Source organism: Paracoccus benzoatiresistens (genome assembly GCF_026913015.1).
Classification (GTDB): Bacteria; Pseudomonadota; Alphaproteobacteria; order Rhodobacterales; family Rhodobacteraceae; genus Paracoccus; species Paracoccus benzoatiresistens.
On record NZ_JAPTYD010000030.1, the window covers coordinates 21,521 to 42,694 of the forward strand.

Sequence of the window (21,174 nt, forward strand, 5' to 3'; positions counted from 1 at the left end):
TGCACACCGGGTCCTTCGCAGCCCAGGATAGCACATTCGTCACCTGTCCGTCACAGAGCATCGCTATGTGCCACCTGCGACGAAGGCGAGCGGCTTTCGTGCGAAGATACATGTTCGGAGATCAAGATGTCCCGCCTTGCCCTTGCGCTGATCCCTCTGCTGGCGCTTCCCTTCGCCGCCTCGGCCGAAACGCTGAAGCTCTACACCTCGCAGCCGAACGAGGATGCGCAGAAGACCGTCGATGCCTTCCAGGCGGCGAATCCCGGCATCCCCGTGGACTGGGTGCGCGACGGCACCACGCAGCTGATGGCGCGCATGGCGGCCGAGATGGAGGCGGGCGCGGGCCAGCCCGACGTGCTGCTGATCGCCGACACCGTGACGCTGGAAGGGCTGGCGCAGGAGGGCAGGCTGGCCGCCTATGCCTCGCCCGAGGCTTCGGCCTACGATCCCGGCCTCTACAGCCCGGACGGCCATTACTATTCGACCAAGCTGATCACGACCGGCATCGTCTACAACACCGGGGCAAAGGATGTCCCGGCGTCCTGGGCGGATCTGGAACAGCCCGAATACAAGGGCCTCGTCGCCTCGCCCTCGCCGCTGTATTCGGGTGCGGCGCTGGTCCATCTGGCGACGCTGACGGGCAATGCCGATCTGGGCTGGAAGCATTACGAGGCATTGGCCGCCAATGATGTGCGCGCCGAAGGCGGCAATGGCGGCGTGTTCAAGGCGGTGGCCTCGGGCGAGAAACCCTATGGCATCCTGGTGGACTACATGGCGCTGCGCGCCAAGGCCGAGGGGTCGCCCGTGGACTTCGTGTTCCCGTCCGAGGGCCTGACCTATGTGACCGAGCCGGTCGCGATCATGGAAGGCGCGGCCAACCGCGAGGCGGCCGAGGCATTCGTCGATTTCGTGCTGTCCGAGAAGGGACAGCAACTGGTCGCCGACATGGGCTATATCCCCGCCCGCAACGGCATCGCCAGCCCCGACGGTTTCCCGGCCCGGGACAGCCTGAAGCTGATGGAGTTCGACGCCGCCAGGGCGCTTGCCGACACCGAAGCCAACAAGGCCCGCTTCTCGGAAATCTTCGGCGTCCAATGATCGCCTCGCCCCGGACTGCGATCAGCCGTTCTCCGGACCGGCTGATCTCCTTGCTTCTGCTGCCGGTTGCGCTGATCGCCCTTGGCCCGATCCTGCGCCTTCTGGGCGAAGGCTTCGGCATCGGCAGCGGCGCCACCCTGTCCCATGCTGCCGAGGTCCTGGGCCGCGACAGCACATTGACCGCGCTGCGGCATTCGTTGGCCACCTCCGGAGCCGGCACGCTGATTTCGGTCGCGATCGGCGCGGGCTTTGCCTTTGTCGTCGCGCTGACCGATATCCGCGCCAAGGGGGCGCTGGTGTTCTGCCTGATGATCCCGATGATGATCCCCCCGCAGATCACCGCGCTGGCATGGATGCAGGTCACGGGGCCGTCCTCGGTCCTGTTGAAGACGCTGGGCATCGCGCCCCCCTTGGGCAGCCCGCAGCCGTTGCATTCCGCATGGGGCATCGCGGTGCTGCTGGGCATCCAGCATGCCTCCATCGTATTCCTGACGCTCCGCGCGGGCCTTCGCATGATCCCCGGCGATCTGGTGGAAGCCGCGCGCATTTCCGGCGCCCGCGGCTGGCGGGTCTGGGCGCAAATCGTCCTGCCGCTTTGCCTGCCCAGCCTTGCGGCGGGTGCCGCCATGACCTTCGTGACCGCCCTTGGCAATTTCGGAATTCCCGCGATGCTGGGCATTCCGGCGCGCTATTCGACGCTGCCGACGCTGATCTATCAGCGGCTCGCGGGAATGGGGCAGTCGGTGCTGCCGGAAGTCGCTGTTCTTGCGCTGCTGATCGGGACCGTGGCGATTGCGGGCGTGCTTGCCGGCCGCCTGTTCCTGCGGCGACGTGCCCACGGCCTCGTGGGGCTTTCCGCGCAGCCGTTGTCCCTGTCGCTTGGCCGCAAGCGCCCCCTGGTCGAGGCGCTGCTTTGGACCTTCGTCGTCCTGACGCTTGTCCTGCCGCTTTTGGCGCTGGTGGCGACATCGCTGATCCCGGCCTATGGCGTTCCCCTGACGCATAAGACAGCGACCCTGGAGGCCTGGGCCGAGGTCCTGCTGAACCAGCCCGTCACGCGCCGCGCTTATGCCAATTCCCTGCTGCTGGCGACGCTGGCCGCCGCGATCCTGATGGCGGTCGCCATTCCGCTGGCCTGGATCATGCACCGCCGCCCGACGCGCCTGACCCGCGCCGTCGATGCCCTGGTGGACCTGCCCTATGCGCTTCCCGGCGTCGTGCTGGCGATTTCCTGCATCCTGGCATTCATGCGGCTGCCCTTCGGGTTCACGCTCTACGGCACGCTGACGATCATCCTGCTGGCTTATCTGTCGCGCTTCCTTGTGGTGATGCTGCGCCCGGTGCAGGCCGCGATCGGACAGCTTGACCCCGCGATGGAGGAAGCGGCCGCCAGCGCCGGCGCGCGCCTTGGCCGCCGCCTGCGCACCATCGTCCTGCCCTTGTCCGCGCCTGCCGCGGCGGCGGGCGCGATCCTTGTCTTCCTGACGGCGGTGAACGAACTGACCGTCTCGGCGCTGCTGTGGGCGGGGGGCACGGAAACGCTGGGGGTGGTCATCTTCAACCTGGAGGACAGCGGCGACACGGTGATGGCCTCGGCCCTGGCCGCCTCGATCGTCGCGCTTGTCATCGCCCTCATGGGGGTCGTGCAGCTGTCTGCCTCCCGTCTGCCGAAAGGAACCGTGCCGTGGCAGGGTTAAGCTTTTCCGATGTCTCGAAACTGTTTGCGGGCACGCGCGCGCTGGACGGGATCGACGCCACCATCGCCAAGGGAGAATTCGTGGCGCTTCTGGGCCCCTCGGGCTGCGGCAAGACCACGCTGCTGCGCCTGACCGCCGGATTCGAGATACCCGACAGCGGCACCGTGACCCTGGACGGGCAGGTGCTTGCTGGCGCTGGCCGCTTTGTCGCGCCCGAGGATCGCAACATCGGCATCGTGTTCCAGTCCTATGCCCTGTGGCCCCACAAGACCGTGGCGGGCAACGTATCCTATCCGCTGGAGGTGCGGCGCATCCCCGCCGCCGAGCGCAGGCGCCGCGTCGCCGAGGCGCTGGAGCTGACGGGGCTTTCCGCCCTTGCGGACCGCGCGCCCGCGCAGCTGTCGGGCGGGCAGCGGCAGCGGGTGGCGCTGGCCCGCTGCCTGGTGGCCGACCCCCGTGCGGTGCTGCTGGACGAGCCTCTGGCAAATCTCGACCTCGCCCTCCGCGCCGCGATGCAAGAGGCTTTTGCCGCCTTTCACCGCCGCACCGGCGCGACCATGCTTTATGTCACGCATGACCAGACCGAGGCGCTGGCGCTTGCCGACCGCGTGGCGGTGATGGAGGGCGGGCGGATCAGGCAATTCGCCTCGCCCGAGGCGCTGTATGACCGCCCCGTGGATTGCTTCGTGGCGGGCTTCGTGGGCGATGGCGCGGTGATCGCGCTTGCCGGCGCCGGGGCGCCCCATGCGGGCCGTGTCGCCGTCCGCGCCCTTGGCCAGGAGATCGAGGCGCGCTGCGATGGCGCGGCGCCGACCCATCTCTGCATCCGGCCGGAACAGCTGCGCATCGATCCCGCCGGCCCGATCCGCGCCCGCGTCAGCGCCTGCACCTATCAGGGCGGGCGCTTCCGCCTGGTTCTGGAGACCGAGGGCGACACGCTGGTCGCCCATGCCCCCGCCCGCGCGCGCGTGGGAGAGGACATGCGCCTGTCGCTGCACAGCCCCTGGGCATTTCGCGATCCCGCCTCCCCGGCAGTGCTGAGGATGCTGCAGGATGCTTGACCGACCTGCCCCCGCCGCCGCCGCAAGGAACCGGGGCACCGCCCCTTGGATCGAGGTCCTGTCCGGCCTGGGCGAGAAGGGCCCCGCCTGCATCCGTCTGTGGACGGGGCGGCGGCTCTGGCTTCTGGACGTGGGTTCCGGCCCCGAGGCAACCTCTCCTTTCCAAGCCGAATGGCTGGAAGGGGCAGAGGCCGTCTTCATCACCCATGACCACATCGACCATATCGGCGGGGCCGCGCATGTGATCCGGGCAGGGCTGCCGATCCATGCCACGGCGCAGACGGCCCGCGCGCTTCCGTTCGGCGCCGATCTGCGGCTGCTGCCCGCGCGCGGGCAGGTGATCATCGACGGGATCACCGTGACCACGGGCCGCAACGGACATGCCCTTGGCGGCGTCTGGCTGCATCTTGCGCTTGGGCAGGAGGGGTTGTTCTATTCCGGCGACTGGTCCGAAGAATCCGGCTGGTTCGCCTTCGATGCGCCTCCGCCCGCCGGAACCGCCCTTCTCGATGCGTCCTACCATCTGGATGCGGTGCCGCAATCGGAACGCCGAAAGGCGCTGGACCTGAAGCTTGCCGCCCTTGATCCGGCGGCCCAGGTGCTGTTTCCCGTGCCGCCCTCGGGCCGGGCAGGGGAACTGGCGCTGCATCTGATGACCCGCGGCCGCGTCACCCTGGACGATGCGTGCCGCGCCACCTTGCGCGATGCGCTTGCCTCGGGCGCGGTTTCGGAGGATGCGCATCGGCTTGCCACGGTTGTCGCCGCACCCTTCGATCCGGCGGCGCGCTTCCTGATCTGCGACACGCCCAATGCCGACGGCGGCATGGCCTGGCGCATCGTGCAGGCCTGGCGCGACACCGGTGTCCTGGGACGACGCGGCGTTGTGGTCTTCACCGGCTACATGACCGCCCATGCCCGGGCCATCGCGGCGCAGCTTGGGCATTTCGCGCGCTGGAACGTCCATCCTCCGCTTGGCGATCAGAAGCGCATGCTGGCGCGGCTCGGGGCCCGGCGCTTCGCCCCGCTGTTCTGCCCCATGCCCGAGGATTACCTGCTGGAGCCGGACCTTCCGCCGCTGCTTGCCGGACGGACGCTGCTATGATCCTGCCGAAGCGCCCGTTCTGCCTGATCCGCCACGGCCAGACCGGCGCCAACCGGGACGGCATCATCGCGGGCCGGACCGAGGCCCGCCTGACGGACAGGGGCCGCGACGCCGCCCGCGCCCTTGCGGATCACCCGTGGCCCTGTCCTGTCGCGCTGTTCACCAGCCCGCAGGACCGGGCGCGGGAAACCGCGTCCCTTGCCTTTCCATCGCAGACGGCCCGCGTCGTCGAGGATTTGCGCGAACGGGACTGGGGCATCTTCGAGGGCCGCCCCGTGGCCGAACTGCCCCCTCGCACATCAACCCCCGAAGGCGGTGAGAGTTGGCATGACATGCTGGCGCGCATTGCCGCGGCCTTGGGCGGCTGCATGGTCATGGCAGGCGACGCGCTTCCCGTCATCGTGGCCCATTCAGGCGTGATCCGCGCCGCGCGGGCGCTGACGGGGCAGGATTTCACCGGGCCGTCGGCGCCAAACACCACCCCGCTGCTTTACACGGTCGTATCCGGCGGCTGGCGGGAACAGCCGCTGACAGCCTCCTCCCAGGTCCGATTGCAGCCAGCCTGAAGCGGGCAGGGGGCCTGCCGACGCGGCAAGCCGCGCCACGATATGGCCGCGCGATGTCACCAGACAGGTCACAGCAGGCTGCTGAAATTCTGATGGAACATGCCTGATCCACCAGCCTGATCAAGCGTTTCAGGGCGGCTTGGTGCGGGTGGCCAGATTGCTTGCAATGTCGTGGGGATTGGGCGACCAATTGACGCTCATCAAGGAGGTAGGGATGCCGGCATTCGGGAAACACAAGGTATTATTGGCAGCCATGGTCGCAACGCTGGCCTGGCCCTGCATCTCTGCCGCAGGGGACTATCCCCATGCCAGCGAACCCATCGGCACGGTCGAGGAAATCTATGACGGGCACCTGACGCCCGACCTGGCGGTCAGCACGTTCCGCAACATCGATCGCCTTTTCCCGGTCCGGACTATCAAGGCCGGTGACGCGCCACGCGATCTGCCCGCGGCGCCGCAGGATCTGGCTGCCAAGGTGTCCTTTGACATCGACGGCGTGACCTACGACCTTTACGACTTCCTTGCCTTGGACAACGTGACCGGTCTGGTCGTGCTGAAGGACGGCGCCGTTGTCTATGAAACCTACCAGCGGGGCAACACGCCCGACACCCGCTGGATGTCGATGTCGGTGGCAAAGTCCATCACCTCGACCCTGGTCGGCGCGGCGATCCGGGACGGGCATATCGGCAGCCTGGACGACATGGTGGTCGACTACGTGCCCGTCCTGAAGGGCAGCGCCTATGACGGGGTCAGCATCCGCGACGTCCTGCGCATGGCGTCGGGCGTGCAATGGAACGAAACCTATACAGATCCGCAGTCGGATCGCCGCGCCCTTCTGCGCGCCCAGATCTCGCAGCAGCCGGATGCGGCGATGAAGGTGATGGCCGCCCTGCCGCGCGCGGCGGAACCCGGCACCGTCCATGTCTATTCGACCGGCGAGACGCAGGTGCTGGGCGAGGTCCTGCGCGGCGCGGTCAAGAAACCCCTGGCCGAGTATCTGTCGGAAAAGATCTGGCAGCCCTACGGGATGGAGGCCGATGCCAACTGGTGGCTGGCCTCGCCCGACGGGATCGAGATCGGCGGCAGCGGCATTTCGGCCACGCTGCGGGATTTCGCGCGCTTCGGTCAGTTCTTCCTGGAAGGCGGGATAATCGGCGGCACGCCTGTCCTGCCTGATGGCTGGACCGAACAGGCGGGCGTCCCCCAGACGTTGGACGATGGCACGACCATTGAATACGGGCTGATGTGGTGGCCGGGCTGGACAGAGCCCTCGATCGCCGACAAGGCCTTCGCGGCCATCGGCATCCAGGGCCAGAACATCTACATCAACCCGGCGAAGAACATCGTCATCGCCACGCACATGGCGCAGCCGAAGCCCGTCGGGAAAGAGCCCATCGACCCGCTGGTGTTCTTCGACGCGGTTTCGGCAGCCCTGGAGTGACAGGCAGATCGTCCGCGGGCGGGGATTGTCGATCGACACGCAGGATCGTGCCCCCGTCGCATCCCCGCGACTGATCACGATGCGGGGCACCACCCAGGACCCGCGCCGCCATCCTCATGCGGCCAGGCAGCCGTCCCCGAGAACTAGCGTGCAGCCTGCCGCCGCGATGCCCATCACAGGCATTGCGGCGCCAAGCTTGTCCCCTGATCCGTCCAAGGTGACGAACCCGCCTTCCGATCCCGCGATCGTCAAGCGCCCGTGACGCGCCAGACCACGTCCCCCACGTCGTCCGCCATCAACAGGGACTTCCTGTCCGGCCCGATGGCAACGCCGACGGGGCGTCCATAGGCGAGCCTTTCGTCCTCGGACAGAAAGCCGGTCAGGATGTCTCGGGGCGGGCCGCTTGGCGCGCCGTTCTCGAAGGGCACGAAGATCAGCTTGTAGCCGCTCAGCTTCGAGCGGTTCCACGATCCATGCTGGCCAATGACCATGCCGTCGCCGAAGCCGGGCAGGGTGCCGGCGGGCATCCAGCACAGCCCGAGCGACGCCGTGTGTCCCCCCAGGGCATAATCCGGGGTGATCGCGCGGGCGACCAGCGCGGCGTCCTGCGGAACCCGGTCGTCCACGATGGACCCCCAATAGGAATAAGGCCAGCCGTAGAACCCGCCGTCCTGCACGGAGGTCAGGTAATCCGGAGGCGTCTCGTCCCCCAGTCCGTCCCGTTCGTTGACAACCGTCCAGAGCTTCCCGGTCATCGGCTCCCATGCCATGCCGACGGCATTCCGCAGGCCCGACGCGAAGATGCGGGCGGTTCCCGTCCTGACATCCAGTTCCCAGATCGCCGCGCGCCCCTGTTCGGCCTCCATGCCGCGATCCCCGATGTTCGACAGCGATCCCACGCCCGCATAGACCTTGGTGCCGTCAGGGGACGCGATGAGGCTGCGCGTCCAGTGCCCGTGCGGCTTGAAGCTGACGAGCTTCTGCCCGCTCCCCGACAAGGACGTGGCACCCGGATGATAGTCGAACACGACGATGCCGTCGGTGTTTCCAAGGTAGAACCTGTTCCCGATCAGCGCCATGCCGAAGGGCTGGTTCTGGTTCTCGACAAAGACCTCCCGGATCTCGGCCACTCCGTCGCCATCCGCGTCCCGCCACAGCGAAACGCGGTTCGCGCTGTCCCCGATTGCCTTGGCCCGCCGCATCGTCGCCTGGGCCGCATGGTCCATCAGGGTCCTGGGCGGCGTCGCCTGTTCCTTGGATTCCGCCACCAGAACGTCGCCATTCGGCAGAACCTCTATCCACCGGGGATGGTCGAGGCCGGATGCGAAGGCGTTGACCCTGAGGCCGGGCGCGCATGCAGGAACGTGCCCGTCCTTCCAGCCCCGGGCGACTGGCATCTTCAGGGTCATGATCCCTTGGGCCTTCGCATCCGGGATCTGCGGACTTGGCCCCATGGACTGATGTGCAGGCGCCCCGATCCGACGCAGGCGCGCCACCGCGCCCCCCACAACAGCGGTCGCCTTCGCGATAAGTTCCATATTCGGCCTCCAATCTGACGAAGGCCACGCTAGCGGGACCGCGAGAAGCTTGACAGAGGTTTTCCTGCTGCGGCCGCCGAAGCCGGGGTCCGGCGGCCGGACCGCCTACTGCTGGCCCGCGTTCTTTTCGACCCAGGCCGTCATCTCTTCGATTTCCGGACCCTGGGCGTCGATGATCTTCTGCGCCATGGCTTTCGACTGCTCGTCGTTGCCGTATTTCAGTTCGATCTCGGCCATGGCGATGGCGCCCGTATGATGCGCGATCATGCCGCAGTGAAAGGCCAGGTCGGGATCCTTGATGCTGTGGGCGGCCATCATCGGCATGTTCATCTTCATCATGGTCTGCATGTAGGCCTTCTGGGCCTCGTCCATGCCGCCCATGCCGCCCATCATCGCGGGCATGTCCATGCCCCCCATCATCCCCCCCATCCCGGACTGCTGGATGGCGTCCCGGCAGCCCTGCGGCAGGACGGACAGGTCGGCAGTCTGGGCGTGCGGGCCCCTGGCATGGTCGGGACGGCCCGCGGGGCGGTCCGTCGCGCTGTCCTGGGCAAAGGCGGCAGGAACGGCAAGAAAGGCGGCAAGGATGGCGGCGATTTCGAATTTACGCATGAGAGTTCTCCTGATGGAAAAGTGCTGGTCGGATCGGGCAGCCCTTTTCGGCTGCCGTCGGTGCAGGCCCGAAGCCGTGGCGCCCTTGTCGGGTCAGGCGGCCGGACCGGAAGGCAAGATGATCGGAAAGCCGCCTGCCGGGGGAGGGCGCTGCGGCTCTTCGGGATCCTGGCCGGTCCTGGAAGGATCGCCCGTCAGGGATTTCAAGGGCATGCCCCAAGGTTCGGGCAGGGAATGATCAGCGACCGGCACCAGTCCCAGCAGACATGCATCGCCGCAGCACAAGGGCATCCCTTCGGCGGAAGCCCGGTGGCTGTGGGCCACCACAGGTGAGTGCTCGTGGCCCGGAGCCGCCCTGGCCGGCGCATATCCGTCAGCCGGTGCTGCCATTGCAGGAGAGGCATGATGGTCATGGCCGTGCGGAACTGCAGCCCGGGCCGCGACACCATGTGCCGCCAGCATGACGACCGCCAGAACCGCAAGCGCCCGTGCAAGCTTCTGCCAGAGCGTCGCCGCGTCCGTGCTGATGGCCAGCCGTCTCATGGAATGAAAACGCCCTTCGGGACAAGTTGTTCCGCGCTGGAGACAGGCTAGCGGCCGGGAGGCAGAGCCACAAGGGTCAGGCAAGGTCTGGCGCCGCCCGGCAGGCGGACCGACCCCGGTCGCGCTGTCGCCGAGCCCCGGCCTTGCTCCGGGCAGGGCTTCCGGATGGAACCCGGCGCGCGACCCGGCGTTGAAAGGAACTTCCTCACCAGCTTGCCTGCCCCGCCTTCAACAAGGCGGGGCATCCGGGTGTCCGCCGTTGGCCGAATCCGGTTGCGCGAACTGCCGCCTGTACTGGCCCGGGCTGATCCCGGCGATCCGCGCGAACAGGCGGCGGAAGGCGGAGGGATCCTCATAGCCGACGGCCCAGGCAACCTGTTCGATGGGCTCGAGGGTGCGCTCCAGGCGGCGCTTGGCGTGCTCGACCCGCAGGTGCTGCACATAGTCCAGCGGCGAATGACCCGTCGCGGCCTGGAAGCGACGCGAGAAGCCCCGCTCGGAAAGGCCCGAGCGGCTGACCATCTCTCGCACCGGAAATGCGACCGAAGCGTGGCTGTCCAGCCAGGCCTGCGATGCCTCGACCAGCGCGTCGCCATGTCCGCGCGGCGGGTCGAAGACCATGAAGGGTGCCAGCCCGTCCACATGGCGCTGCAAGGCGAAGACCTTGCAGACGGCCTGCGCGGCGGCCGGGCCGGCCTCGCGCCCGATCAGGTACAGGACAAGATCGTGCCAGCTGGTCGAGGCGCCCGAACTGACCAGCTCGCCCCGCGGACCCGCGACGATCAGAGCGCGATCGGGATGGGCGCGCACGGCCGGATACTGCGCGGTGAACATCCGTGCATAGGGCCAGTGGATCGTCGCATCCACCCCGTCGAAAAGCCCCGTTTCGGCGATCAGGAACAGCCCGGAACAGGCCGAACAGATCGTCGCCCCGGCCCCGTGCCGCTCCAGGATCCAGCGAACGAGGCCGGGATAGCGCCCGGGGGTCCAGCCGTCGTCCCGCACGAACAGCGACGGCACGATCACCAGGTCGCAGGGCCGCCCCTGGGCCGCGCCGTCCAGCGGCAGGGTGATGCCGCTTGCAAGCTGCACGGGGCCGTCGCCCTCGCCCAGCAACTCGACCCGGAAGGGCGGATCGGGGGGAATGCCATCGCGCCCGGCAAGCCAGGAGAGGCTGTTCAGGACATCGAAGATGCCGCTCAGGGTGGCAAGGCCGGCCTCGGGGACCGCGACGATGCCCACGCGAACCGGCCTTGATCCCCCGCTGCCCATCTCCGGCGCTCCTGACCGATGCGGACCCTTTGTGGCCAGTCTCGCACTCGTGCGCCGGTGCGGCAATCGCAATGATGGCAGGGTGTTTTCTGGAAAGGAGCCAACCATGGCACTGGACAATCAGACGATCGACGCCGGCAGGCTGGATGACCTGGTCGGCAAGGCTGTCACGGAACTCGCCGCGGGATATGGCGGCGTCATGATCGACATCGGCCATCGGCTGGGCCTCTATCGGGCCATGGCCGGGAAAGGCCCGATGACCAGCCACGAACTCGCCAAGGCCGCCGGTTGCGCCGAACGCTATGTGCGCGAATGGCTGAACGGGCAGGCCGCCGGCGGATACGTCCTTTATCATCCCGCCAGCCGCACCTACGAACTGACGCCCGAACAGGCGGCCGTCCTGGCCGACGACACAAGCCCGGTGTTCATGCCGTCCGTCTGGCAGGTCGTTGCCGCTGCCTGGGCCGATGCCGAACTGACGGCCACGGCGATCCGCACCGGCAAGGGCATCCCTTGGGGCGATCACGACGGCCGCCTGCATTGCGGCGTCGCGGCCTTCTTCCGCAACGGCTATCGCGCGAGCCTGGTATCCGAATGGCTGCCCGCGCTGGACGGCGTGCTGCCGAAACTGCAGGCGGGGATCCGCGTTGCGGACATCGGCTGCGGCCACGGGCATTCGACCCTGCTGATGGCCGAGGCCTTTCCGGCCAGCCGCTTCGTGGGGATCGACACCCATCCCGGTTCCATCGCCGCTGCGCAGGCCCATGCAAGGGACGCCGGGCTGTCGGACCGGGTGGAGTTCCTGCTGGCCGATGCAAAGGCGCCGCTGCCGGGGGTCTTCGACCTGATCTGTTTCTTCGACTGTCTGCACGACCTCGGCCATCCGATCGAGGCTGCGCGCCGCGCACGCGAGGCGCTGACCCCGGACGGTACGCTGATGCTGGTCGAGCCCGCCGCCTCGGACCATGTGGAGGAGAACCTGAACCCCATTGGGCGGATCTACTACACCGGATCCACCTGGCTTTGCTGCGCCCATGCGATCTCCGAGGAAGGCACGCATGTCCTGGGCGCGCAGGCTGGCACGGCGCGACTGGCGCAGGTGTGTCGCGAGGCAGGCTTTTCGCGCATCCGCAAGGCGACCGAAACGCCCTTCAACCTGATCCTCGAGGCGCGTCCCTGATCGTCCTTGCTGCCCCGGGATCCGGCGCCTTGCTTTTTGCAGCGCGCCGGACCGTCTTGCGCGCCCCCTGGACCCGCTTGCCAGGCATCATGGGGCCATGCCGGACGGTGGTGCAGCGGAACATTTCGTCGGCCTGCGGGTTCAGCAGCGGACAAACCCCGGAGGCAGGATGGAAGACGACGAACGAATTCGCCATCGCGCGTATCAGATCTGGGAAACCGAAGGACGCCCCGAGGGCCGCGCGGCCCAGCATTGGGCCCAGGCCCGGGACGAGCTTGGCATCAGCGGAGCGCCGGATGACGGCGCGTTTCCCGAAAGGCAGGAAGACGGCAGCCTGTCCGAAGTTCCCGCCGACTTTGTTCCCGAAGACAGCGGCCCGGCGGACGGGCGCATCATCGAGGCAGGCCAAGGCGGAACGGCCGGTGGACCTGACGAGGCGGAAGAAGCGCTTGCCTCGGGGGTTCCGGACGCCCGCGAGGGCCGCTAGCGCGCCGCACCATGCGGCAAGGCCGACGTGCGGCCACTGACGCGGAGTGACCTAGGCCTGGCTTGCCGGGGCGTCCGGCAGGCCGGGCGCCTGGTTACGCGCGCCGAGATGTTGCAGGCATTCCCTGGCGAATTCGTCGAAGCCGCCGTCATAGGGCACAAGATGCGGGGCCCGCATCCTTTCCATCGCGGGGAACACCTCGGCGATGATCTTGCGCTTGTCCTCGTCGTTTCCCGGCCCGAGATAGAAGATGACCTTGCCCAGGCCGTCCTCGGGCTCTTCGGCGAACTGGCGCAGGAAGAACCTGATCAGGGCGTCATCCGAGGGCAGGCTGTAGCCCACGATGACCAGCACGGTGGTATCCCGCATCAGCCGGACCACCTTGGGAAACACCATCTTGAAGTAGGGGTCCGAGTAATCCTGTTCCCGAGACGCCAGCGTCACGATCGGTGGGTCGGCCATGATCGCGCCTGGATCACGTTCGCTGTAGTCCAGGACATAGCCGCTGCCCCGCCGCAGGATCTCGAAGCCGCCGTTGATCTTCAGCAGGTGCTGCACGCGCCAGTGCTCATGGACCGGCGCGAAGCTGCGGCTTCCCAGGACCTGCGTCGGCGTGAAACCCCGGTACGTGTTGAAGAACAGCGATTTCTTCTCGCTGGTCAGGTTGTCGAGGATCGTCTCGATGACGTAGTCATAATTGGTCGTGATGAAGTGCGTCCGCACTCCCTCTGTCGGACAGTCCTCTGCAGCAGGACCAAAGCGCAGGTGCCGGAAGAAGTTCAGGATGTCGCGCTGGCAGGTTGTCTGCGATTTCAGGGGAAAGCCGCCGACGGACTCGTCGAAATAGTTAAGCCTGGTGAACTTGTCGTAGCGGTCGACAACAGCGGCCCTGAGAACGCCGCGAAACATGCGCAGGTTCTGTTCATCCAGGTAGCGGGGGCGGACATCCGGAAAGCGGTCGTACATGTCGAGCTGGTAGACGATCTGCCTGAGAGTATCGGGATCGATCTCTTCGGAGGCGTTCAGCCCGAACATGCGCATCAACGTTCCGGCTTCCGCAACGCTCTCGATCAATCTCGTATCGAGGGTGAAGAGCTCACATCCGATCGGAGCCCTGGCATCCCATGCCTTTGAAAATCCTGCCCCTGCGAAGAAGGTGAAGTTGGTAAGTGCCATTGCCCGGTCCGACCTGTCCTTGCGATAGCTGAACTGGTCGACATACCCCATGAACAGTTCGGCAGGCGTGCCAGAGGAGGACAGAGGGGTCTTCTGATGCATGATCCAGGGTTTCCTATCCTGTTATGCGCGGCTGCGGGACATGACCGGCGCCGCCCGGATCGGGGGGTGATGTCGAAAACATCATCCGCGCTTCCTGCCGCGCCCTCATGGGCAGGCCGGTGGTCGGCAGCAGTCTGCCTGGCTGCCAGAACCCTTGCGATCGTGGTTTGTCATCCGCGCCTCCCGCCGCCGGATGTGCGAAACAATCAAAAGTCCGCGACGTTCCAGCCAGGCAGCAGGATTTTCATCCGAAGGCGGCACGGTGCTGTCCATGTCGCAGTGACCAGCCGCGCGACAGCAAAGGCTGCAATATGGGCCTGGAGAGGACCCGCGTCGCTTGCCCGCCCATGGCGGCAAGGCGGCAGTGACTGGGGATGGAAGAAACGCCCGCAGCGTGGCAAAGTGGAACAACAATCCTGTTCCCCGGTCTGACGGTTCCCATGGCACGCTCGTCGCCCCTTGTGATCTGGTTCGAGGACTTGTCCAGAAAGGACGTGCCCACGGTCGGCGGGAAGAACGCCTCGTTGGGTGAAATGGTGGCGCGGCTTTCTGGTGCGGGCATCCGCGTGCCGCCCGGCTTTGCCACCTCGGCCGACATGTTCCGGAACTTCCTGGCGTTCAACGGCCTGCGCGAGCCCATGAACGAAATCTTCACGCGCCTCGACAGGGATGAGATCTCTCTGGCCGGGGCAGGCCAGACCATCCGCGCCGCCATTCTGGCTGCGGACTGGCCCGAAGATGCGCGCCAGGCCATCCTGGCTGGCTATCGCGAACTTGCCCGCCGCACAGGCGTGACAAATCCCCCTGTCGCCGTGCGATCCAGCGCCACCGCTGAGGACCTGCCAGACGCAAGCTTCGCGGGGCAGCAAGAGACATTCCTGAACATCTGCGGCGAAGCGGCACTGCTGGATGCCTGCCGGCGCTGCTATGCCTCGCTTTATACCGACCGGGCGATCACCTACCGTTCCCTCAAGGGTTTTGAGCACGGCAAGGTCGCGCTTTCCGTCGGCGTCCAGCACATGGTCCGATCCGATATTGGCGGGGCCGGGGTGATGTTCTCGATCGACACCGAGTCGGGCTTCGACAAGGTCGTTCTCATCAATGCGGCCTGGGGCCTGGGCGAGACGGTCGTGCAGGGAACGGTCAGCCCTGACGAATACCAGGTCTTCAAGCCCTTGCTGGACCAGCCCGGCCTCGTGCCCATTCTCGAGAAGAAGATGGGCGCCAAGGAGCACAAGCTGGTCCATGGAGAAGAGCCGGGCGAGGCCACCCGCGATGTTCCCACATCAGGCGCCGAACGCGGGCGCCTGGTCCTTTCCGACGAGGAGATCCTCGACCTCGCCCGCCAGGCCTGTGTGATCGAGCGCCATTATGGCAGGGCCATGGACATCGAATGGGCCAGGGACGGCGAGACGGGGCCGATCTTCATCGTCCAGGCCCGCCCCGAGACCGTCCGGTCCGGAGGCAAGGGCACCTTCCTGTCTTATCGCATCGGGCAGCACGGCCGCGAACTGCTGCGCGGTCTCAGCATCGGAGAAAGCGTGGTTTCGGGCGCCGTCTGTTCGATTGCAAGCCCGCAGGACATCGACCGCTTCGTGGACGGCTCGATCCTGGTGACCTCCAACACTGATCCCGATTGGGTCCCGGTCATGAAGCGCGCCGCCGCCATCGTCACCGACCACGGCGGCCGCACGTCCCACGCCGCCATCGTCAGCCGCGAACTGGGCCTGCCCGCGATCGTCGGCGCGGGGAACGCGACCGGGCTTCTGCGCGACGGCCAGCAGATCACGGTGTCCTGCGCCGAGGGCCAGGAGGGCATCGTCTACGAGGGCACCGCCGCCTTCACGGTCGAGGAACTGGACCCCGCCGCCGTCCCCGCCACCCGCACCCACGTCATGCTGAACCTTGCCGATCCCGCCGCAGCCTTCCGCTGGTGGTGGCTGCCCTCTGACGGGGTGGGACTTGCGCGGATGGAATTCGTGGTCTCGAATGCCGTGAGGATCCATCCCCTTGCCCTGACCCGCTTCGACGCGTTGCAGGATCCGGCCGTGAAGGCCGAGATCGAGAGCCTGACGCAGGGATATGCGAAACGGGAAGACTACTTCGTGGATCGCCTGGCGCGGGGCTTGTCGCGCATTGCGGCCGTGGTGCATCCGCGTCCCGCCATCATCCGGATGAGCGACTTCAAGACCAACGAATACGCGGGCCTCCTGGGCGGCGCGCAGTTCGAGCCGGCCGAGGAGAACCCGATGATCGGCTTCCGTGGCGCCTCGCGCTATTATTCCGACCGCTACCGGGACGGCTTCCTGCTGGAGTGCCGGGCAATCCGTCGCCTGCGCGAAACGATGGGCTTTCGGAACGTCCTTGTCATGGTGCCCTTCTGCCGCACCCCGAAAGAGGCTGACCAGGTCCTTGCCGCCATGGCCGAGGCAGGGCTGGTGCGTGGGCAGGATGGTCTGGAGATCTACGTGATGTGCGAGATCCCCTCGAACGTGATCCTGGCAGAGGAATTCGCCCGGCGGTTCGACGGCTTCTCCATCGGGTCGAACGACCTGACGCAGCTGACGCTGGGCGTGGACCGCGACTCGGCCGAGCTTGCCGCCCTGTTCGACGAACGCGACCCCGCCGTGCAATGGATGATAGAAACCGTGATCGCCCGAGCGCATCAGGCGGGGCGCAAGGTCGGTCTGTGCGGCCAGGCGCCCAGCAGCGACCCGGCCTTCGCGCGGCTCCTGGTGCAGGCCGAAATCGATTCCATCTCGGTCACGCCGGACAGCTTTCTGGCTGTCAAGGCGCATGTTGCCGCCGCCGAGCGGGAAATCGGAAGCAGAGCTTCCGGGAAGGCGGGTTCCGGGACAGGAAAGGTCACCTGACGGTTTCCCCCCTGCCTGGAAGCCGCCTGTCACCAACCTTCATGTCGGAAAATGGAATTTTCGTCAGCCAATCGCCTTCGCGGGATCCCTGCGCGTGCCGCGCATGGCAGACATATTGTTGCCACGGGGGGACGAAGGTCTGGTGAGACAATTTTCGGGCAACTTCGTTGCACCAGCAGCACGCAAGCCGCCGGCTGATTCGAATGACGTGGGGGATTTCCGTTTGATTAACGGGCGTGGCGTACAAGGACGCCACGCCCGCCCTGCGGGGCAAAAAGACTCACACGCGCAACATATCAACAGCCGCCGCGGGAACTCTGCCGAAAAGCGGGCCGGCCGTGCCCGTTCCCGGGATCCAGGCGATCACGCGGCCCGGATCTCGATCTTCTTCTCGGCCGCGATTGCCTTTTCGGACTTGGGCAAGGACACCGTCAGCACGCCATTGGCAAAGCTTGCCTCGATCTTGCTGTCGTCCACATCCTCGGGCAGCCGGATCTGGCGCAGGAAGCTTCCCCAGCGGCGCTCGCTGAGGTGATAATCCTTGCGCTCCTCATCCTTGGCCTCTTTTTTCTCGCCGCGGATCGTCAACACCCCGCCGGCCAGTTTCACCTCGACATTCTCGGCGTCAAGGCCCGGCAATTCGGCGGAAAGTTCGTAGCCGCCATTCTTCTCGACCAGATCGACGGCAGGCGCCAGCCGCAGCGCAGCAAGGTCCTGCCCCAGGGCAGGCAGGCTGCGGCCAAACCATCCGCGGGGTTCAAAGACCTCGAACAGGCGGTCCATCTCGCTGCGCAGGTTGCCGAAACCGGGCCAGATGTCCGGATCAAGACCGGACGCTCGAGGGGCTTGAGAGACGGAAACCTGGGTGTTCTTTGTCATTGCACACTCCTCAAAGCAGGTAGGCACGCCCCTGCCGACATGTTCCAAGGGCCTGTCTCTGGGATCCGCATGGAAGCTCGGAAGTTCCTTGCCGCCCTGCGGATAGGGGTATCAAGCCTTGCCAGGCGATCGCGCACATTGATCAGGATCAACAGCGGGCCTCTTTCTTGATGTCGCGGCCCACTTTTGCGTCGGGCAACCTCCAGCAGGATTGACGGCAATCAATGCAAACGCCCGGCGGCAGGCGACCATGGCAGCATGTCAGATGGAGTCCACGATGCGCTTCTTCCTGCTGGGATTGTCCCTCATCGCCGCCACTGCCGGCGTCGCACATGCACAAGAAGTCACGCCCGGTGCGCAGCTCTATGGCTATTACTGCGCCTATTGCCATGGCGTGAATGCGACCGGCGATGGCACGCTTGCCCGGTTTCTCAAGATTCCGGTGCCGGATCTTACCGCCCTTGCCGCGCGCAACGGGGGCGAATTCCCGATGCTCGATGTGGTCCACCAGCTTGACGGCACGCGCGAAGACAAGCTTCACGGCGGACCGATGCCGGACTTCGGGCCGCTTTTCGACGAAGAGAACCTGGGCTATTATGACCAGATGACCGCGATTGTGGATCGCAACGGTCGCATTCTGACGATCGCGTTGTACCTTGAACAGCTGCAGAAACCCTGATCGGAGTTGATGGATATCGGTGGGCGATGCGGGGAATTCGGACGAACAGCCGCTTTCCGCCCGCTTGCGCGCCCTGCCTGACAACCAGCCGATGTCGATCTCGGATCTGGCCCGAGAGCTTGGCACGCGCGTCCATGGCCTTGCGCTGCTCATCCTCGCGCTGCCCGAGGCGCTGCCGCTGCCATTGCCCAGCATGGCTGCCATCCTGGGCCTGCCCATGGCGGCGGTTTCCTTTCATCTGATGCTGAACGGGGAAAACGGCCGCCTGCCTGCCTGGCTTGGCCGCTATCCGCTCTCGCCATCGCTGGTCACGATTGTCCGGACAAGGCTGGCCGATCTGGTCGCGCGGGGCGAGCGTCTGTCCCGGCCGCGCTGGACAAGCATCGTCGGGCGTGACCGTGCCGTGGGTGGGCTGTGCCTGCTTCTGTCGATGATCCTGTTGCTGCCTTTGCCTCTCTTCAACATGGCGCCCGCAGCATGCCTGGCGTTGCTGGCCTGGGGCCTGCTGCGGCGCGACGGCCTCTTTGTTGTGATCGGCGTGGCCGGATCAGTTCTGGTCCTTGCCTCGCTAATCCTCGCGCTGTCAGGGCTTGCCTGGTGGCTGGAAGGGACGTGATCCAGACTGTCTAGAAGGGCCGTCCCGCTTCGGACTTCGGCCTCGCTCCCCGGCAGCATTGCCATGGCTCTCGGGCGTTGCGAGCCCCCATGAAGGCCGGAGGCGAGGATCAAGCCAAGCCCCTCTGGCCGATCTCCCGTTGGCATGGGATGCCGCGCAATGACGGCCGTCAATGCCCGGCGAGAAGCAGAGGTTCATGCTGGCCCGATCCATCTCTGTTCCGGGCATCAAAATGAGACTTCCCCTTATCCTCGCAGTCATCATCGCCGGCGGAGGCGCGTTTGCGCAGGACCGGGACATCGGAGCCGATCTCTATGCCGGCTCCTGCGCCGGATGCCATGGCGCCAAGGCCGATGGAAAAGGACCCGTGTCCGAGGTGTTCAGGATCCCCGTGCCGGCGCTGACCGACCTTGCCGCACGCAACGGTGGCAGGTTTCCGATGCTCGAGGTCATCCAGATCATCGACGGCCGCACGGAAAAGCGTGGGCATGACGGGGTGATGCCGATCTTCGGCACACTGTTTTCTCATGAGCATGCCGGAGGCGCCAGCGATCAGGACGTGGTACTTGAAGTCCGGGGCAAGATCCTGTCGATCGCGCTGTATCTGGAAAGCATCCAGCAGTAATCGCGGTTAATGGCGCGCGTATCAGTGACTTCATAAGACAGGGAAAATTCCAGTCCCAAACAGATGGCTGGGCTTCGACATTCTCGATCCAGCGTCTGAAAGATACAATTCCGACCATGACAACTTGATATCCCGCCCGATATGCTGGCGCCTTCAACCCTTTGTCCGCTTCAGCCCCACGCTCTGCCCGAAGGTATCGTTTTCTTCATGAAGCTCATCCCAGTAAGGCCTTGCGCGGTCCTGACGGACCCGAGGCGACCAGATCGTTTCATGTTCCATGCCAGCTTGCCGCATCAGCATCCTGACATTTCTGATTTCGTAGAGACCCGGCTCAACCTGCTGGACAAGATCAGCCTTGGACAGGTCCTTCAGCGTCCGGCAGATCGTCTCCACCGTCGTGCCGCAAAGAGCCGCCCAGTCCCTTCTGGAGATTTCCATCCTGACCGTGGCACTGCCATCGGATCGTCGCGTCGTAGGCATGATCTCCATAGCGGCCACAAGAAAGGCGACAATTCTCTGGAAGCTGCTTAACGCACCGCGAGACCAGATCAGGTTCAACAGGCGGTGGTGCGTATTGGCCAGTTCCTGAAGGACATAGATCTTGGTGCAGGTGTCCTGCTCCAGAAGCCCGGCAATCCGCCTTGGATCGAAGCTGCAGATCTCGACATCGGTGGCGGCTTCAACGGTGTGGAAGTCCGTTCTTCCCGTCCAGTTGCCGACAAGATCGCCCGGCACATAAAGGGCCAGAACGTTCCTGTGCCCGTCGCGGGTCACATGCTCGACCCGCAGGAAACCGGTCTTCAGAACGCCGGCCCAGGACAGCATCCGATCCTCGCCCGAGAGAACCGTATCGCGCGGCAAGCGGCGCACCGTGGGCCAAGCGGGCTTTTTCATGTGACGCATCGCGCGGCATACGGCCGAGGCGGCCAAGTGGCAGGCGGCACAGGCGACCGCAGGATGACCGACAACAGCGCCATTATGCGTTCCGTCCTCAAGACAGGAAAAAGACCGTCGCATCGGGTAAGTCCTTCTTGAAGGCTGAGTGTCGAAAGAAGCCCTGCAGCAGGCTGGCCGGTCGTTGTATTTGGATGATGCGCCTCAATTCGGACTGTGCGTTGACGAAGCGCAATCGGCCCATAGGAAACAAACCCGCGACCAGTCCCGCGGCGGAAATTTGCCTACAATGAAAATCAAAGACCATTGAGTCCGGTAACGGCTATGACCGGCGGCGGCTTGGCAAGAAGGAAGCAGCAGATGAGCGAGGTCTACGCTTCCGGGGGGAATGGCGATAGCCAGGGAAAGCGGTTGGACCTTGCGCCATTCTCGCGCCTTGCTCCGGACACCCTGCATCTGCTGGAGCGGATCTGCCAGGTCCGCAGCTATCCTGCGGGGCAGTCCGTGCTGGTGGCCGGGGACACCGCCGCCTTCGTGGGCTTTGTGCAGTCGGGCATCCTGCGCATGCAGAAGCTGCTTCCGGACGGCCGCCGGCACATCGTGGCGCTGCTGATGGACGGCGACATGTTCGGCAGGATCTTCGACGGGCCGATGCCTTATGCGATCGAGGCGGCCGCCGACAGCAAGGTGCTGTGCTTCCGGCGCGATCCCTTCGAGCGCCTCATCCTGCAGG

At 65.9% G+C, this 21,174-nt stretch carries 21 protein-coding genes; 13 read left to right on the plus strand and 8 right to left on the minus strand.

Annotated features, from left to right (window positions below; all coding sequences use genetic code 11):
- The first annotated feature begins 126 nt into the window (after positions 1 to 126).
- From OU682_RS16295 to OU682_RS16320, 6 genes are all read left to right on the plus strand, one after another.
- A complete protein-coding gene (locus OU682_RS16295; RefSeq protein ID WP_268943242.1) occupies positions 127 to 1,098 on the plus strand; it encodes an ABC transporter substrate-binding protein in 972 nt (323 codons plus the stop codon).
- Positions 1,095 to 2,795, plus strand: coding sequence for an ABC transporter permease (locus OU682_RS16300; RefSeq protein ID WP_268943243.1), 1,701 nt, complete (start codon positions 1,095 to 1,097; stop codon positions 2,793 to 2,795). Before OU682_RS16295 ends, OU682_RS16300 begins: the two co-directional genes overlap by 4 nt.
- The gene (locus OU682_RS16305) at positions 2,783 to 3,856 is read left to right on the plus strand and encodes an ABC transporter ATP-binding protein (RefSeq protein WP_268943244.1); all 1,074 of its coding nucleotides are present in this window, start codon (positions 2,783 to 2,785) and stop codon (positions 3,854 to 3,856) included. The genes OU682_RS16300 and OU682_RS16305 overlap by 13 nt, the downstream gene beginning before the upstream one ends.
- Entirely contained in the window at positions 3,849 to 4,958 is a 1,110-nt protein-coding gene (locus OU682_RS16310) for an MBL fold metallo-hydrolase (RefSeq protein WP_268943245.1), read from the plus strand. Before OU682_RS16305 ends, OU682_RS16310 begins: the two co-directional genes overlap by 8 nt.
- The gene (locus OU682_RS16315) at positions 4,955 to 5,524 is read left to right on the plus strand and encodes a histidine phosphatase family protein (RefSeq protein WP_268943246.1); all 570 of its coding nucleotides are present in this window, start codon (positions 4,955 to 4,957) and stop codon (positions 5,522 to 5,524) included. The genes OU682_RS16310 and OU682_RS16315 overlap by 4 nt, the downstream gene beginning before the upstream one ends.
- 214 nt (positions 5,525 to 5,738) lie before the next feature.
- Entirely contained in the window at positions 5,739 to 6,965 is a 1,227-nt protein-coding gene (locus OU682_RS16320) for a serine hydrolase domain-containing protein (protein ID WP_268943247.1), read from the plus strand.
- Positions 6,966 to 7,213: 248 nt separating this feature from the next.
- Here the strand turns inward: OU682_RS16320 and OU682_RS16325 are convergent, their stop codons facing one another.
- The 4 genes from OU682_RS16325 to OU682_RS16340 all read right to left on the minus strand — a co-directional run bounded on the left by OU682_RS16325 (position 7,214) and on the right by OU682_RS16340 (position 10,900).
- The gene (locus tag OU682_RS16325) at positions 7,214 to 8,503 is read right to left on the minus strand and encodes a PQQ-dependent sugar dehydrogenase (protein WP_268943249.1); all 1,290 of its coding nucleotides are present in this window, start codon (positions 8,501 to 8,503) and stop codon (positions 7,214 to 7,216) included.
- 105 nt (positions 8,504 to 8,608) lie between these two features.
- Positions 8,609 to 9,115: a CopM family metallochaperone gene (gene copM / locus OU682_RS16330; RefSeq protein WP_268943251.1), complete on the minus strand. Its 507-nt coding sequence runs from the start codon at positions 9,113 to 9,115 to the stop codon at positions 8,609 to 8,611.
- A gap of 93 nt (positions 9,116 to 9,208) precedes the next feature.
- Positions 9,209 to 9,658, minus strand: coding sequence for a hypothetical protein (locus tag OU682_RS16335; protein ID WP_268943252.1), 450 nt, complete (start codon positions 9,656 to 9,658; stop codon positions 9,209 to 9,211).
- A gap of 228 nt (positions 9,659 to 9,886) precedes the next feature.
- Positions 9,887 to 10,900, minus strand: a complete 1,014-nt coding sequence (locus OU682_RS16340) for a GlxA family transcriptional regulator (RefSeq protein ID WP_268943254.1) — start codon at positions 10,898 to 10,900, stop codon at positions 9,887 to 9,889.
- 136 nt (positions 10,901 to 11,036) lie between these two features.
- On the opposite strand from OU682_RS16340, the gene OU682_RS16345 reads away from it, so the two are divergent.
- Both OU682_RS16345 and OU682_RS16350 read left to right on the plus strand, forming a co-directional pair.
- Positions 11,037 to 12,110: a class I SAM-dependent methyltransferase gene (locus OU682_RS16345; protein WP_268943255.1), complete on the plus strand. Its 1,074-nt coding sequence runs from the start codon at positions 11,037 to 11,039 to the stop codon at positions 12,108 to 12,110.
- Positions 12,111 to 12,279: 169 nt separating this feature from the next.
- Complete coding sequence (locus tag OU682_RS16350) at positions 12,280 to 12,597, plus strand: DUF2934 domain-containing protein (RefSeq protein WP_268943256.1); 318 nt, start codon at positions 12,280 to 12,282, stop codon at positions 12,595 to 12,597.
- Positions 12,598 to 12,648: 51 nt separating this feature from the next.
- Here OU682_RS16350 and OU682_RS16355 read toward each other — a convergent pair whose 3' ends face one another.
- Entirely contained in the window at positions 12,649 to 13,875 is a 1,227-nt protein-coding gene (locus OU682_RS16355; protein WP_268943258.1) for an SIR2 family protein, read from the minus strand.
- Positions 13,876 to 14,315: 440 nt separating this feature from the next.
- Here OU682_RS16355 and ppsA point away from each other — a divergent pair, with 440 nt between their 5' ends.
- Positions 14,316 to 16,748, plus strand: a complete 2,433-nt coding sequence (ppsA, locus tag OU682_RS16360; RefSeq protein WP_268943259.1) for a phosphoenolpyruvate synthase — start codon at positions 14,316 to 14,318, stop codon at positions 16,746 to 16,748.
- Positions 16,749 to 17,111: 363 nt separating this feature from the next.
- Here ppsA and OU682_RS16365 read toward each other — a convergent pair whose 3' ends face one another.
- Positions 17,112 to 17,627, minus strand: a complete 516-nt coding sequence (locus OU682_RS16365; protein ID WP_268943260.1) for an Hsp20/alpha crystallin family protein — start codon at positions 17,625 to 17,627, stop codon at positions 17,112 to 17,114.
- 277 nt (positions 17,628 to 17,904) lie between these two features.
- Between OU682_RS16365 and OU682_RS16370 the strand changes: the two genes are divergently transcribed.
- The 3 genes from OU682_RS16370 to OU682_RS16380 all read left to right on the plus strand — a co-directional run bounded on the left by OU682_RS16370 (position 17,905) and on the right by OU682_RS16380 (position 19,547).
- Positions 17,905 to 18,306 carry a c-type cytochrome gene (locus OU682_RS16370; protein ID WP_268943261.1) on the plus strand — a complete coding sequence of 134 codons (402 nt, stop codon included), beginning with the start codon at positions 17,905 to 17,907 and terminating at the stop codon, positions 18,304 to 18,306.
- A gap of 19 nt (positions 18,307 to 18,325) precedes the next feature.
- Entirely contained in the window at positions 18,326 to 18,922 is a 597-nt protein-coding gene (locus OU682_RS16375) for an exopolysaccharide biosynthesis protein (RefSeq protein ID WP_268943262.1), read from the plus strand.
- A gap of 172 nt (positions 18,923 to 19,094) precedes the next feature.
- Positions 19,095 to 19,547, plus strand: a complete 453-nt coding sequence (locus OU682_RS16380) for a c-type cytochrome (RefSeq protein WP_268943263.1) — start codon at positions 19,095 to 19,097, stop codon at positions 19,545 to 19,547.
- 153 nt (positions 19,548 to 19,700) lie between these two features.
- Here the strand turns inward: OU682_RS16380 and OU682_RS16385 are convergent, their stop codons facing one another.
- Entirely contained in the window at positions 19,701 to 20,441 is a 741-nt protein-coding gene (locus OU682_RS16385) for a Crp/Fnr family transcriptional regulator (protein WP_268943264.1), read from the minus strand.
- Positions 20,442 to 20,538: 97 nt separating this feature from the next.
- Complete coding sequence (locus tag OU682_RS16390) at positions 20,539 to 20,748, minus strand: hypothetical protein (RefSeq protein ID WP_268943265.1); 210 nt, start codon at positions 20,746 to 20,748, stop codon at positions 20,539 to 20,541.
- A 53-nt stretch (positions 20,749 to 20,801) separates the two neighbouring features.
- Here OU682_RS16390 and OU682_RS16395 point away from each other — a divergent pair.
- Positions 20,802 to 21,174, plus strand: a 373-nt coding sequence (locus OU682_RS16395; protein ID WP_268943266.1) for a Crp/Fnr family transcriptional regulator, incomplete at its 3' end; no start/stop codon positions are given.